The following is a 14,659-nucleotide window of genomic DNA, read 5'->3' as shown; positions in this document are numbered from 1 at the left end:
CCGCCACCGACGCAGCTGAGGCGATCGACCGGCGCGACGCTGTCGTCAGGGCAGGCCCCGTTCAGGTTCCGCGTCTGGTGCGGTGGTGTGCCGCCGGTCCGCGGGCGACGGCGGCCGGCCAGCACGCGGCGACGGTCTGGTCACCCGGCCGCAGTGGAATCGCCCGAAGGCAATTCCTCGGGAAGCGAGATGCCTGTGAGTCATCAAGATGACCCACAGACATCAGCGTCGAGCGTGTCATTGCCTCCGGGGTCGCCACGGAGTGTTACCGGATGCGCCGACGTGTCGCGGGCCGGCCCGCTCAATGGGGTCCGTGCACGAGCATCGCCGCCGACCAGAGCAGCGGTCGGCCCGGTGGTAGGGGCAGGCAGGTCAGGGCAGGCGGGTCTGGAGCACGCCGTTCTGGATCCGGGTGGGCAGGACCTGCTGGTCGTTGCCGGACGGCCCCTGCACTACCTCGCCGCCGTTGAGCCGGAACGCGCTGCCGTGCCACGGGCAGACGACACAGGCGTGACCGTCGATCTCCTGCACTTCGCCCTCGCCGAGCGGCCCACTCTGGTGCGGGCAGCGCTCCAACATCACCGTCACCTCGTCACCGTGCCGGTAGAGGATCACCGAGATGTTGTCGTCCACCTCCCGGGTGATCAGGGTGCGCTGCGGCAACGTCGCCATGTCGGCCAACGAGTGCCAACCGTCGGTCATCCGGTGCAGCTCGGAGATGCTCTGGTTGACCTGCGCCCCCTGTTTGTACGCGAGGTGCCCCCCGATGTACGCCCCCAGGCTCACGGTGGAAAGCCCGAGGAAGCCGAGCGCGCGGCCCATCCCGTGGCGACCGGACATCCGCGCGGCCAGCGAACCGGCGTAGATCGCCATGCCGACGGTGTTGGCGGCGGCGTGCACGAGACCGACCCGACGCTGGTCCCGGGCGAGCGCCGCCCAGTCGTTCAGACCGGCGACGGCCGCTGGCAGCGCGCTGACCGTGCCCAAACCGACCAGCACGGTGGCCGGCCGGCGCTGCCCGGGCATGAGGTCCAGCACCGCGGCGCTGATCCACGCACCGACCGGGACCTGCACCATCGCCGGGTGCAGCGGGTGCCCGAGGGTCACCCCGTGCAGCAGATCGCGCAGCCGGCGCGGACGCAGCGTCCCCAGGACGGCCTTCTGCAACCGGTCACCCGCGCCATCCAGCCGGGAGTCCTGCTCAACTTTCGTCAATAGCGCTCGCACGAGTACCGACTTCCCGGCGATCGTCGTCGCAAACCGGTCAGCGGCGACGAACCTGCCGCACCCTCACGCCGCCGATCATGGAGTCCTGCGCCGAGGATCCGGGACGCACGCCGTCCGGAAGTGCAAGATCGACGGGGATTGTGGGGGTGCGGCGGGCCGGGCATGCTGGCGGGATGGGTGTGCGGGTGGAGCGGAGCGGACCGGTCATGACCGTGGTGCTGGACCGGCCGACGACTCGGAACGCTGTCGACGGTCCCACCGCGCGGTCGCTGGCGGACGCGTTCCGGGCCTTCGAGGCCGACCCGGACTCGGCGGTGGCGGTGCTCTGGGGTGCCGGGGGCACGTTCTGCTCCGGTGCCGACCTCACCGCGATCGGCACGCCGAGCGGAAACCGGGTGGAGCCGGAGGGAGACGGCCCGATGGGTCCGACCCGGATGACGCTCAGCAAACCGGTGATCGCGGCGATCTCCGGGTACGCGGTGGCCGGCGGTCTGGAGTTGGCGCTCTGGTGTGACCTGCGGGTCGCCGAGTCGGACGCGACCCTCGGGGTGTTCTGCCGCCGCTGGGGGGTGCCGTTGATCGACGGCGGCACCGTCCGGCTGCCCCGGTTGATCGGTGAGAGCCGGGCGATGGACCTGATCCTCACCGGCCGCCCGGTGCCGGCCGATGAGGCGTACGCGATGGGGTTGGTCAACCGGGTGGTGCCGCCCGGCCAGGCGCGGGCGGCGGCCGAGGAGTTGGCGGCGTCGATCGCCCGGCACCCGCAGACCTGCCTGCGCAACGACCGGGCCGCGGTGCTGGCCGGTGCGGGGCGAGGAGAGCCGGAGGCGCTGGCGACCGAGTTGGCGTACGGAATGGACTCGCTGGCGGCGGACGCGCTGGCCGGCGCGGCCCGGTTCGCCGCCGGCGCAGGCCGGCACGGCACGACGCCGCCGGAAGAGGGGACCCTCCCGGCGGCGTCGACCACGCGCTAGCTCAGTTGCGGTTGATGGTGAAGGTTGTCGTGGTGTTGCGGATGTCCTGGTAGTTGTTGGTCAGCCGCAGGTTGGTGAAGGTGACCGAGCCGACTGCCGGACCCTGACCGGGTTCCGGCATCTCGTTGGCCCAGATCGCGAAGCCGGACTTCGCGTCGTACGCGTCACCGCTCTTGCGCACGCCGCTGATCGAGACGTTGGTGAAGACCGTGTCGGTGATCGGGTTCTCCGGCTGCGACCCGTTGTACTTGGTCTGGAACATGATCCCGGTGTACGTCGGGTCGACGATGTCCACGTCGGACACCCGGATGCCGCGGAACTCCTTCGAGGCGGAGAAGACCCAGATCGCGGGGAACGTCTGGGAGCCCCAGAAGTGCCCGCCGGCTCTGACGATCGAGATGTTCTGGAACTGGGTGGGCGGGCTGGACCCGAACCCGATGAACGGGTAGCCGAAGTCCAGCGAGCTGATGGTGATCCCGGAGTACGTCAACATGTCCGCGATGTAGAGGTTGCGGAAGATGTTGTTGTAGCCGCCGTAGACCGCCAACCCGGCCGCCCGCCAGGTCAGCGTGGCCGTCAGGTTCTCGAACACGTTGCCGTTGTTGCCGACCGAGGCACCCTGGTCGGTCGCCGAGAAGAGGGCGAACGCGTCGTCGCCGTTCGACCGGCCCTCGGAGTTGGTGACCAGGTTGTTGGTGCTGCCGTTGGTCAGGTTCACGGCGTCGGCGAAGGTGTTGCGGAAGCGACTGTTCCTGATGGTCAGCCCGCTGACGCTCACCCCCCAGTACGCGCAGACGGTGTGCTCGACCCAGACGCTGTCCAGCGTCATGTTGTCGACGTCCTTCAGCTCACCCCAGACCTTGCCCGGCCCGTCGATGCGGTTGGTGTAGTTGCCGAAGAAGGCCAGGTGCGAGAAGGACGACCCGCTGGCCGAGGACTCCACCCGGAAGCCCGCGTCGGTGTTCTGCTGGCCCGTCGGCGTCTGGAAGCGGGTGTACCACATGCCCGCGCCCGTCACGGTGATCGGCTTGCCGTACACCTGGAACTTCTGGGCGGTCTCGTAGGTGCCGGCCGGCAGGTAGACGCCGACCAGGTTGCCGGTGGTGTCCATCCGGACCGCGTCCAGCGCGTTCTGCACGTCCTGGTGGCTGAAGCCGGACGGCACCCGGTACCGCGAGGGGTCGGGGTTCGCTCGCGGCGCGACCAGTTCCAGGTTGACGAAGTCGATCGCGTACGTGGTGGTGTTGGCCGGGTCCTTCTGCAGACGGATCCTGCTGCCGGCCGGGATGGTCGAGTTCAGCATCACGTTCGCCTCGTCGTACAGGTGGCGAGGCGGGCCGGCACTCGGCGAGTCGCTCGGGCTGGCCTCCGCGCCGTACAGCCAGATGTGCTTGGAGGTCAGGTTGATCGGCTTGTGCAGGGTGCCGTTGACGTAGATGTTCAGCGTCGAGTCGATCCCCCCGCCGCCCGGTGCGTCGGGAATCGAGAAGCGGGTGACCAGGGTGTTGGTCGCCGCCCGGGTGGTCCACTCGACGTACGCGCCGGTGCTGTTCAGGGTGACCGCCCGACGCCCGGACGCCTCACCGCCCAGGTTGCCGATGTCCCGGTTCGGGCCGACCTGCCCGGCGCCGCCGCCGGTGGTGCCGTCCTCGGCCTCGTACATGTCGTAGCCGAGGTTCGCGCCGCGCCCCACGAAGAGCGGGCGGTCGGTGGTGTTGTTGGTCTGCTTGACCGGCAGTTCGTTGCCGTCCACGGCGAGCACCACCCGGACGGTGTACTTGCCGTTCGCGGCGGTCCAGGTGCCCAGGTTGACCGGTCCGACCGTCGCACCAGCGTTGATCACACCGGAGTACGAGCCGGTCAGGGTGCGGACCACGGTGCCGGAGTCGTTGAGCACGGTCAGGGTGATGCCGTGCGCGCCGGACGCGGACGCCTGGTTGCCGGCGTTGCGGATCGACACGGAGAAGGTGACGGTGCTGCCCGGCGGCGGGTTGCCCGGCGACCAGTCGACGGCGGACGCGACCAGGTCGGAGCTGGCGACCGCGCCGACCACCAGCGGGCTGGGGTTGGAGTAGCTGTTGTTGGTGTCGTCGGACTCGACGACGGTGTTCGACTCGTCGACCTTCGCGCTGAGCGGGTAGCTGCCCGAGTCGCGGGTGCCGATGCTGGCGCTGACAGTCGTCGACGCGCCGGCCGCGAGGCTGCCGACCGAGGCGGTGCCGACCCGGGTGGAGCCCAGGTAGAAGTTGACGTTCGTCGCGCCGGAAGCCGCCGAGCCGGCGTTGCGCACCGTCGCGGAGAGCGTGATGGTGCTCGTCTCCACCGGCGCGGACGGGCTGAACGACATGCCGGTCACTGTCAGGTCCGGGTTCGGCGCGGGGGTGCCGAAGACCTGGAACTCGGCCACCTGCCCGGCCGGAGCGCCGGTGTTCGAGGCGATCGAGAGCCGTACGTCGGCAGCCGCGCCGGAGACCGGGATGGTCACCGTGTTGCCGCTGCCGGGATTGAAGGTGTAGTTCGCCGCGCCGACGAGTGTGCTGAAGGACGACGAACCCTGGTCCCGGCCGAGCACCGTGATGTTCTGCGTACGGGTGCCCCAGGCCGAGTCCGGGTTGAGCTTCAGCACGATCTGGCTGAGGGTGGCATTCGCGCCGAGCTGCACGGTCAGCGTGCTCGGGTTGCCGTTGCCCTCCCAGTAGGTGGCCACGTTGTTGTCGTTGGCGTTGGTGGCCACGAACGTGTGCACGAAACCGGAGGCGGTGATCGGCTTACCGACCGCCAGGTTGCTGCCGGTCGGCGGGGTGCCGGTGCCGGTGCGGGTCACCGTGTTGCTGTTCGCCGACTGGTTGCCGGCCGCGTCCTTGGCCCGGACGTGGTACGAGACGGTGGCGGTGTCCGCCTGGCTGTCGGTGTACGTCAGCGTCGACCCGTTGACGCTGCCGCGCAGCGCGCCGTTGGCGTAGATGTCGTAGCCGGTCACTCCGACGTTGTCGGTCGACGCCGACCAGGTGAGCCGGATCTGCCCGCTGGCCGGCTGGGTGTACGCCAGGTTGCCCGGGACACTCGGCGCCTGGGTGTCGGTGCTGCCGGTGGCGCCGTACACCTCCACCTCGGAGAACTGCGCGGCAGGCCAGCCGGTGTTGGCGGTGACCTGCACGCGTACGTAGCGGGTGCTGGCGGCGGTGAAGCTGACCGTAGCGGTGTTGCCGCTGCTCGGATTGAACGTGTAGCCGGCGGACGCCTTCAGGGTGGTGAAGGACGAGCCGTTGGTGGAGCCGAGCACCGACAGGGTCTGGGTGCGGGTCTGCCAGTCCGACGAGGGCGGCAGCTTCAGCACCACCCGGTCGACGGTGACGGTGGCGCCCAGGTCCGCCTGGATCCACTGCGGGAACGCGTTGTTGGCGCTCTCCCAGTAGGTCGAGGCGTTGCCGTCGTTGGCGTTGACCGCCACGTAGTTCTGGTTGTAGCTGCTGGCGGTCATGGTCGCGGACAGGCCGGCGAGCATGGCCACTCGGGCGGCTGCGGCGGACGGGTCGGCCTTCGGTGCGGCGCCGGCCGTGGGGGTGACGACCGGCGCGGTGGCGAGAAGCATTCCGGCGAGCGCACCGGCGAGCAGTCGTCGACCGGTGCGGGTGGTGGCGGGGACGGGGTGGGGCGGGCCGCTCGGCGGCGTGCCTCGTGTGGTGGCAGTCCTGGACATGGGGTCGCTACACCTCTTTCGGGGGTGGGTGCGGTGCGTTGCCCGGCGGCGGGGGCAGGGGGTACGCCCGCCGCGTGGCACATTGCCCCTTCGTTGCTCCTTCCTCCCCAATGCGTGGGGGTGGCGGGTGGTGGTGCCGGCGGCCGGGACGGGACCGCCGGCACCACGACGGTCAGGTCCGGCCGGGTCCGTCCGGCGATCCGGCGGTACGCAGCCAGACCGCCGTGTCCGACGGCAGCAGCCCTTCGTCGAGTGGCCCGCTGGCCAGCAGCAACTCCGCTTCGGCGGGCAACGGCACGGCCGTGTCGGAGAGGTTGACCAGGCAGGTGAAGCCACCGCCACGGCTGAACGCGAGCACCCCGTCCGGGGCGGGCAGCCAGGTGAGCGTGCCGTCACCGAGCGCCGGATCGGCCCGCCGCGCCTGGATCGCCGCCCGGTACAGCTCGAGCATCGAGGCCGAGTCGCCGGTCTGCGCGCGGGCCGTGCGGTCCTTCCAGTCCGCCGGCTGCGGCAGCCACGGCGCAGCGGCGCCCTCGGGGCTGAACTCGAACGGCGGCTCGTCCCCGGCCCACGGCAGCGGTACGCGGCAGCCGTCCCGACCGGGGTCGATCCGGCCGGACCGTTCCCACATCGGGTCCTGCCGCAGCGCGTACGGAATGTCCTCGACCTCGTAGAGGCCCAACTCCTCGCCCTGGTAGACGTAGGCGGCACCGGGAAGCGACAGGGAGAGCAGCGCGGCGGCCCGCGCCCGGCGGGTGCCCAGCTCCAGGTCGGTGGGGATGCCCTCCCGTTTGGCGGCGAAGCTGAACCGGGTGTCCGCCCGGCCGTAGCGGGTGACGTGCCGGGTGACGTCGTGGTTCGAGAGCACCCAGGTGGCCGGGGCGTTGACCGGGGCGTGCGCGCTCAACGTCCCGTCGATGCTCTCCCGCAGCGCCGCGGCGTCCCAGGCGCAGCCGAGGAAGTCGAAGTTGAACGCGGCGTGCAGCTCGTCCGGGCGCAGGTAGTTGGCGAACCGCTGCCGGTCCGGCAGCCACACCTCACCGATCAGCGCCCGGTCGGGGTATTCGTCGGCGACCCGACGCCAGCCCCGGTAGATGTCGTGCACCCCGTCGAGGTCGTGGAACGGGTGCGGCTGGTCCGGTCGGACCTCGGGCAGCGTCCCGTCCTTGACCAGGAGCCCGGCCGAGTCGATCCGGATGCCGTCCACGCCCCTGTCGAACCAGAACCGCAGGATGTCCTCGAACTCCGCCCGTACCCGGGGGTGGTCCCAGTTGAAGTCCGGTTGCTGCGGGGCGAACAGGTGCAGGTACCAGTCGCCGGGGGTGCCGTCCGGGTTGGTGGTGCGGGTCCAGGTCGGTCCGCCGAACTCGCCGACCCAGTCGGTGGGTCGCTCGTCACCGTTGGGGCCCCGGCCGGGCCGGAACCAGAACAGCTCCCGTTCGGGTGCGTCCGGCCCGCCGGCGAGCGCGGCCTGGAACCAGGGGTGCGCGTCCGAGCAGTGGTTCGGCACCACGTCGACGATGGTCCGGATGCCCAGCGCGTGCGCCTCCGCGATCAGCGCCTCCGCCTCGGCCAGGGTGCCGAAGACCGGGTCGATGTCGCGGTAGTCGGAGACGTCGTAGCCGGCGTCGGCCATCGGGGACGGGTACCAGGGGCTGAACCAGATCGCGTCGACGCCGAGCGCGGACAGGTGGTTCAGCCGGGACCGGATGCCGGCGATGTCGCCGATGCCGTCGCCGTTGCCGTCGGCGAAGCTCCGGGGATACACCTGGTAGATCACCGCTCCCCGCCACCACGGACTTCTGTCAGCTGTGGACACGAGCACCTGCTTTCTGCGTCAGTACGTCGGCGGGTTCGCCGGACCTGGTCATGTGTCGGGCGAACGGTCGTCGTTCGCCGCGTGGAGGGATGCGATGTGGTCAGCCCTTGATGCTGCCCGTGGTCAGACCGGACATGATGTTCCGTTGGAAGATCAGGAAGATGATGACGGTGGGGATCGCGGCGATGACCGACGCGGCGATCACCACGTTCATCGGCGTGCCGCCGGCGAAGGCGTAGATGCCGACGCTGACCGTCCGGGTCTCGGGCGAGGGCATGACCAGCTTCGGCCAGAGGAAGTCCTTCCACACCGCCGTCACCGCGAAGATCGAGACGACGCCGAGGATGGGACGCGACAGCGGCAGGATGATCGACCACAGGGTGCGCAGCGACGTCGCCCCGTCCATCAGGGCGGCCGCCATCAACTCCTCCGGGATCGAGTCGAAGAACCGCTTCAACAGGAAGATGTTGAACGCGTTGGCGACCAGCGGCAGCCAGATGGCGAACGGTGAGTCGAGCAGGTTGAGGTGCACGATCGGCAGGTCGATCACCGTCACGTACTGCGGGACGATGAGGACCATCGCCGGGATCATCAGCGTCCCCAGCATCAGGGCGAGGATCACGTTGCCGAACATCGGCCGGAGCTTGGACAACGAGTACGCGGCGGCGGTGTCGAGGACGAGCTGGAACAGCACCGCGCCGATCGCGTAGTAGAAGGTGTTGAACAGCAGCTTGGCGAGGTCCAGGTTGTTCCACGCGTCGATGTAGTTCTGCGGCTGCGGGTCCTTCGGGAACAGCGAGGGTGGGGTCTGCGCGATCTCCTGGCCGGACTTGAGCGCGCCGGTGACCATCCAGTAGAGCGGCCCGAGGAAGACGAGCGTGAACCCGGCCACGACGACGACCAGCAGCGTCCAGTAGATGATCCGGCCACGCCCCCGGCTGATCTGGGTCTGGGAGATGAGGGTCCGGGTTGCGGAATCCTGTGCCATTCCTCGCCGTCCTAGTCCTGTTTCGCGGTCAGCCGCACGTACACGGCGGAGAAGCCGGCCAGTGCCACGAGCATGATCACGCCCAGGGCGGCGGCGCCGTTGAGGTCGTTCTGGAAGAACCCGTGCTGGTAGATGAGGTACGCCACCGAGGTCGCGGAGTCCTCCGCGCCCGCGCCGTTGGCGAGGATCAGCGGCTCGATGAAGAGCTGCATCGTGGCGACGATCTGCAACATCGCCATGAGAGCGAGGATCAACCGGGTCTGCGGAATGGTCACGTGGCGGATGCGCCGCCAGATTCCGGCACCGTCGAGTTCGGCGGCCTCGTAGAGCTCGCCGGGAATGTTCTGCAACGACGCCAGGTAGATGAGCACCGCGCCACCCATGTTCATCCAGGTCGACGCCACCACCATGGCCGGCATGGTCATCTCCGGCGACTGCATCCACTGCGAGGTGGGCAGGTGCAGTGCCTTCAGGATCGCGTTGAACAGCCCCGCCTCGCTGGGGTCGTACGCGTAGAACTTGAAGAGGAACAGCGCGGAGGCGGGCGGCAGCATCACCGGCAGGTACACCAGAATCCGCAGGTAGCCCTTGCCGTGGCGGAACTCGTTGAGCAGGATCGCCACGAAGAACGGCACCGCGTACCCGAGGACGAGCGCCAGCCCGGTGAAGTAGAACGTGTTCTTCCACGCGGGCCAGAAGCTCGGGTCGGCGATGATCCGGGTGTAGTTGTCCCAGCCCACCCAGGTGGTCTCGCCGCGCCGGGTGCGCTGGAAGCTCATCACGATGCCGCGGACCATCGGGTACCAGGAGAAGACGACGAAGCAGAGCACCGCCCCGATCAGGAACGCGTGACCGGTGAGGTTGTCCCGTACCTTGCGGCCGAGGCTGGTGCGCTGCGGCCGCGCCGAGTACGGCGACGGCGGGCGGCCCGGTTTCCTGGAGGTCTCCGGGACGGTGGTGATCGCCAAGGCAACTCCTGGGTGAGTCGGTGACGTCGAGGCGTGGTGCGGGTGGCGTGGGGGCCGGGTCGGCGTCCCGACCCCCACACGAGCGGTCAGCTCTCGGCGGCGAGGAGTTGGTTGACCTTCTCCTCGGCGGTCTTGAGCAGGGCGTCGATGTTCGAGTTCGGGTTGGTCAGCACACCCGACATCGCGGCGTCGAGCACCGCGTAGACGGCCTGGGCGTTGCGCGGCTCGCCCTTGATCGGGACCGGGGTCGCCTCGAAGAGCGCGAAGTTCGTCGTGTCGACGTTCGCGTTCGCCTTACGCAGCTCCAGCTCCTGCTTCTGCGCGTCGCTGCCATTGGCAAAGAGCAGCGGCTGGGGCAGACCCACCGGGTAGTTCTGCGGCTTGGCGCGGACGTAGTCGAACTGGCCCTTGCCCGGGGTGAGCTTCTGGTACGCGATCCACTTCAGACCGGCCTTGACCTGCTCGGGGGTGAGGTCCTTCTTGAAGAAGTAGCCCTCGCCACCACCGAGTGTCCCCTTCGCCGCGCCGTCCTGGCCGGGCAGCGGAGCCATCGCCCAGTCCTGGAACTTGCCCTGGAACTGGCTGACGATGGCCTGGGTGGCGTCCGGCGCGCCGATGAACATGCCGACCTTGCCCGCGCCGGCGTTCGTCAGCAGGTCGCCCCACTGGAGCAACTGCCGGGCGCCCATGCTGTTGTCGCCGTACCGCATGTCCTTGAGGTTCTGCAGGACCTGCTTGCCCATGGCGTTGTTGAAGTCGGCCTTCTTGCCGTCCGGGGTGAGCACCTGGCCGCCCTGCGAGTAGAGCAGGGAGGTGAAGTGCCAGCCGCCGGTGCTGCCGGCGCTGTACTCCGAGTAGCCGGCAATGCCGTTGCCGAGCGCGGAGATCTTCTTGGCGGCGGCCCGGACGTCGGCCCAGGTCTTCGGCGGGTTGTTGACGTCAAGCCCGGCCTGCTGGAACAGCACCTTGTTGTAGACCAGACCCATCGAGTAGTTCTTCACCGGAACGGCGTAGAGCTTGCCGCCGTCGGTGAAGACCTCCTTGAGCGCCGGGTCGACGCTGTCCCAGGTGGGGATGGTGTCCTTGTTGGCGTACTGACTGATGTCCATCGCCTGACCGGAGTCGAGCACCTGCTGGAGATCGGTCATGTACCCGTAGAAGACGTCGGTCACGGTGCCGCCGGCGAGGCGGGCGGTGAAGTCCGGCGGGTTGTTGCACTGCTCGCCGACGCTGACGCTCTTGATGGTGATGTCCGGGTTCTGCTTCTGGAACTCGGCGACGTCGTCGTTCCAGTTCTTCAACAGCTCTTTCTGGGCGCCGACGGGCTGGCAGTCCACCGTGATGGTGACCTTGCCGCCCGCGCTCGAGCCCTTGTCGTCGCTCTTCGTGGAGCACGCCGTGAGGCTGAGCCCCAGGCCGGCCACGAGCGCGACCGCCGCAGCCTTTCGGTATTGCGGTACGGACATCTGTCCATCCCTTCGGGAACGGGTGTCTCCAATGACCTTCGCTGATCTGCGGTGATACGACCTGACGCCCAGTAGCTGCGTCGGAGCCAGGTGTGAGTGGAGTCACTGTAGCGAGGGCGACTCATTTCGGCAAGGTATCGACCCTGTTCCGAAAGGACACGACGTGATGACGACAGATGTTGGCAAGGCGCTGAAAGCAGCCCGGTTTACGCGCTATTGATGCCTTATGGTCTTTCATTCGACGCTGTCGATGCTGACCGATCCGGGCAACGACGAAAACGGCCGCCGACCGCGAGAAGCGGTCGACGGCCGAAGCGTCGTACGGTGTGGACCCCGGCGGGCGGGGACGGGCGCGGTGGCGGTGCCGGCGGCGGTGGCGGTGGCGGTGGCGGTGGCGGTGGCGGTGGCTAACGGCCGGGGGCGGGTGCGGTGGAGCCCCGTACCACCAGCTCCGGCTCGAACAGCAGCTCGTCCTGCAACACGCCGGCACCCTCGATCTGGGTGACCAGCAGATCCACGGCGGCCTGCCCCATCGTCTCGATCGGCTGCCGCACCGTGGTCAACGGCGGATCGGTGCACGTCATGAACGCGGAGTCGTCGAAGCCCACCACCGACACGTCGGCCGGCACCGAACGGCCCAGCCGCCGAGCCGCGCGGATCGTGCCCAACGCCAGGACGTCGCTGGCGCAGATGATGCCGGTCACGCCCCGCTCGACCAACTTCGTCGCGGCGACCCGCGCCCCCTCCATCGAGAAGCTGGAGCGCTCGACGCACTCAGCGTCGCCCTCGTCCCAGCCCGCCGCCTGGATCATCGCGTCGAGCTTGCGCCGCGACGGCACATGCCCTTCCGGGCCGAGCACCATCCCGATCCGTTCGTGCCCGAGCGACCGCAGGTGTCCGTACGCCTGCTCCACCGCCACCGCGTCGTCGGTGGAGACCCGGGGGAACCCCAGTTCGTCGACACCTGCGTTGACCAACACGACCGGAAGCCCTCGGTCGGTCAGCCGGCGGTAGTGGTCGTGCCGGGCGTCGGCGAGCGCGTACGAGCCACCAGCGAAGATCACCCCGGAGACCTGGTGGTCGAGGAGCATCTCCACGTAGTCCATTTCGGAGACCCCGCCGATGGTGCGGGCACAGAGCGCCGGGGTGTAGCCGCGCTGGGCGAGCGTGCCGGTGACGACCTCTGCCAGCGCCGGGAAGATCGGGTTCTGCAACTCGGGCAGCACCAACCCGACCAGTCGGGCGCGCTCGCCCCGCAACTTGGTCGGCCGCTCGTAACCGAGCACGTCCAGCGCCGTCAGCACGGCCGTCCGGGTCGCCTCGGAGACGCCGTCCCGGCCGTTGAGCACCCGGCTGACGGTGGCCTCGCTGACGCCCGCCTTCTTGGCAACTTCTGTCAACCGCTTGGTCACGGGCGCAATCGTACGTCGCCCTGATGAAAGAAATGAACAGCAAAATGCGCTGCGCTTGCTGTCCGGCTGCCGCATTCCTCCCATCGGCCATCAAATAGGCGCGTCCACGGGCCACGGGTAGGCCTTCGCGATGGGCGCGGCCAGGTCGACCGCCCCGTCGCCTGCATCGCCCGCGCCGCCAAGATCCGCGCAACAACAGGGATATTGATGTCTCCCGCACGTCGGAGGCAGCAACATCCGGGAAGTTGCGCGGATCTTGGGCCGGGGCGCGGGGGGCGCGAGGGCGCGGGGGCGCGAGGGCGCCGGGGCGCGGGGGGCGCGAGGGCGCGGGGGCGCGAGGGGCGCGAGGGCGCGAGGGCGCGGAGGCGCGAGGGCGCGGAGGCGCGAGGGCGCGGAGGCGCGAGGGCGCGGAGGCGCGAGGGCGCGGAGGCGCGAGGGCGCGGAGGCGCGAGGGCGCGGAGGCGCGGGGGCGCGAGGGCGCGGGGGCGCGAGGGCGCGGGGGCGCGAGGGCGCGGGGGCGCGGGGGCGCGGGGGCGGTTGTCAGGACAGATCGCGCAGCGCGGACTCGATGGCCCGGTGGAAGGTCGGGTACGCGTAGATCATGTGCCGGAGCTGACTCAGCGGCACCGCCGCGTGCACCGCCACCACCAGTGCGGAGAGCACCTCGCCGCCGGCCGGCCCGACCGAGGTCGCGCCTATCAGCACGCCCTGGTCGGCGTCCGCGACGAGCTTGATGAAACCGTCGTCGCCGACCCGATGGATCCAGCCTCGGGTCGAGCTGCCGAGTTCGGTGAAGCCCACCTGCACGTTGATGCCACGGTCGCGGGCCTGCCGCTCGGTGAGCCCGACCGCGCCGACCTCGGGGTCGGTGAAGGTCACCCGGGGCAGCGCGCGGTAATCGGCTCGCGGCACGGTGCCGGCCGACCCGCTCGATCCGCTGGCGGCCAGCGAGCTGGACGCGCCCATCGCTCCACCGACCACGCTGGAGGTGCCGCTGGCGTCCGCCCCCGCCTTCGCCTGCCGGGCAACGGCCAGGATGTCGGCGATCACGATCCCCGCCTGGTACATGGCGATGTGGGTGAAGGCGCCCTCGCCGGTCAGGTCACCGACCGCCCAGACATGGTCGGTGACGTGCAGCCGGTCGTCGACGGGGAGGAAACGCTGGCCGGCGTCCAGGCCGATCGTGTCCAGACCCAACTCGGCCAGGTGCGCCTTGCGGCCGGTCACCACCAGCAGCCGTTCGGCGGTGAACTCCGTGCCGCCGCCACCGCACACTGTGAACGTGGTCCCGTCGTGCTCGACCCGTTCGGCGCGTACCCCGGTGTGGATCTCCACGCCGTCGGCGCGCAGCGCCCTGGCGGCGACCTCGGACGCCTCGGGCTCCTCGACGGCCAGCACCCGGTCCATCGCCTCGACCACTGTGACCCGGACCCCGAAGCGGGCGAAGACCTGCGCCAACTCCAGGCCGATCGCACCGCCGCCGAGCACCAGCAGCGACTCGGGCAGTTCCTCGACCTCGATCGCCTGGTGGTTGGTCCAGTACGGCGTGTCGGCCAGGCCGTCGATGGGCGGCACCGTTGGACGGGTACCGGTGCCCAGCACCACCCCGTACCGGGCCTCGAACACCTGGTCACCGACGCGGACCCGGCGCGGACCGTCGAGCCGCCCGCTGCCCCGCACGAGCCGGCCGCCCTTGCCGATGAACCGCTCGGCCGCGACCGTGTCGTCCCAGGTGTCGGTGGCTTCCTCGCGGATCCGCTTCGCCACCGGTGCCCAGTCCGGCTGGACCTGCGCCGTCCCGCCGAGCCCGTCGACCCGGCGGGCCTCGGCGAGTGCGTTGGCCGCCCTGATCATCATCTTGCTCGGAATGCAGCCCCAGTACGGGCACTCCCCGCCGACGAGATCCCGTTCGACGCCGACAACGCTCAGGCCGGCCTCGGCGAGCCGTTCGGCCACCTCCTCGCCGCCGACTCCGAGCCCGACCACGACCACATCCACCAGCTCCGGCTCCGCCACACCGAACAGCATCCCCCAGCGACACCACCCCGGCCACCGAGGTCGGCGGAAAAGCCGGCACGCGCACCGGCCCGGACGCCTACCGTGAC

9 protein-coding genes are annotated in these 14,659 nt (G+C 69.9%); 1 reads left to right on the top strand and 8 read right to left on the bottom strand.

Translation table 11 applies throughout. The features are described 5' to 3' along the window. Nucleotides 1–372: 372 nt before the first annotated feature. Nucleotides 373–1,227, bottom strand: a complete 855-nt coding sequence (locus QSK15_RS01830; protein WP_285792597.1) for a Rieske (2Fe-2S) protein — start codon at nt 1,225–1,227, stop codon at nt 373–375. 173 nt (nt 1,228–1,400) lie between these two features. On the opposite strand from QSK15_RS01830, the gene QSK15_RS01825 reads away from it, so the two are divergent. Beyond that, nucleotides 1,401–2,201 (top strand): crotonase/enoyl-CoA hydratase family protein, encoded by an 801-nt coding sequence (locus QSK15_RS01825; protein ID WP_285792596.1) that lies wholly within the window; start codon nt 1,401–1,403, stop codon nt 2,199–2,201. 1 nt (nt 2,202) lies between these two features. Here the strand turns inward: QSK15_RS01825 and QSK15_RS01820 are convergent, their stop codons facing one another. The 7 genes from QSK15_RS01820 to QSK15_RS01790 form a co-directional block, all read right to left on the bottom strand. Then, nucleotides 2,203–5,901, bottom strand: coding sequence for a discoidin domain-containing protein (locus tag QSK15_RS01820; RefSeq protein WP_285792595.1), 3,699 nt, complete (start codon nt 5,899–5,901; stop codon nt 2,203–2,205). A 172-nt stretch (nt 5,902–6,073) separates the two neighbouring features. Then, nucleotides 6,074–7,720: a glycoside hydrolase family 13 protein gene (locus QSK15_RS01815; RefSeq protein WP_285792594.1), complete on the bottom strand. Its 1,647-nt coding sequence runs from the start codon at nt 7,718–7,720 to the stop codon at nt 6,074–6,076. Between the two features lie 100 nt (nt 7,721–7,820). Further along, a complete protein-coding gene (locus tag QSK15_RS01810) occupies nt 7,821–8,708 on the bottom strand; it encodes a carbohydrate ABC transporter permease (protein WP_285792593.1) in 888 nt (295 codons plus the stop codon). Between the two features lie 11 nt (nt 8,709–8,719). Continuing rightward, nucleotides 8,720–9,676, bottom strand: coding sequence for a carbohydrate ABC transporter permease (locus QSK15_RS01805; RefSeq protein ID WP_285792592.1), 957 nt, complete (start codon nt 9,674–9,676; stop codon nt 8,720–8,722). A gap of 86 nt (nt 9,677–9,762) precedes the next feature. Next, on the bottom strand, nt 9,763–11,142 hold the full coding sequence (locus QSK15_RS01800) for an ABC transporter substrate-binding protein (protein ID WP_285792591.1): 1,380 nt from the start codon (nt 11,140–11,142) through the stop codon (nt 9,763–9,765). Between the two features lie 407 nt (nt 11,143–11,549). Continuing rightward, nucleotides 11,550–12,554, bottom strand: a complete 1,005-nt coding sequence (locus QSK15_RS01795) for a LacI family DNA-binding transcriptional regulator (protein WP_238657870.1) — start codon at nt 12,552–12,554, stop codon at nt 11,550–11,552. 540 nt (nt 12,555–13,094) lie between these two features. Next, the gene (locus QSK15_RS01790) at nt 13,095–14,582 is read right to left on the bottom strand and encodes a dihydrolipoyl dehydrogenase family protein (protein ID WP_285792590.1); all 1,488 of its coding nucleotides are present in this window, start codon (nt 14,580–14,582) and stop codon (nt 13,095–13,097) included. Nucleotides 14,583–14,659 lie beyond the last annotated feature (77 nt).

This window comes from Micromonospora sp. NBRC 107095 (genome assembly GCF_030269705.1).
Classification (GTDB): domain Bacteria; phylum Actinomycetota; class Actinomycetes; order Mycobacteriales; family Micromonosporaceae; genus Micromonospora; species Micromonospora parva.
This window is presented reverse-complemented; position numbering and strand designations above follow the sequence as displayed.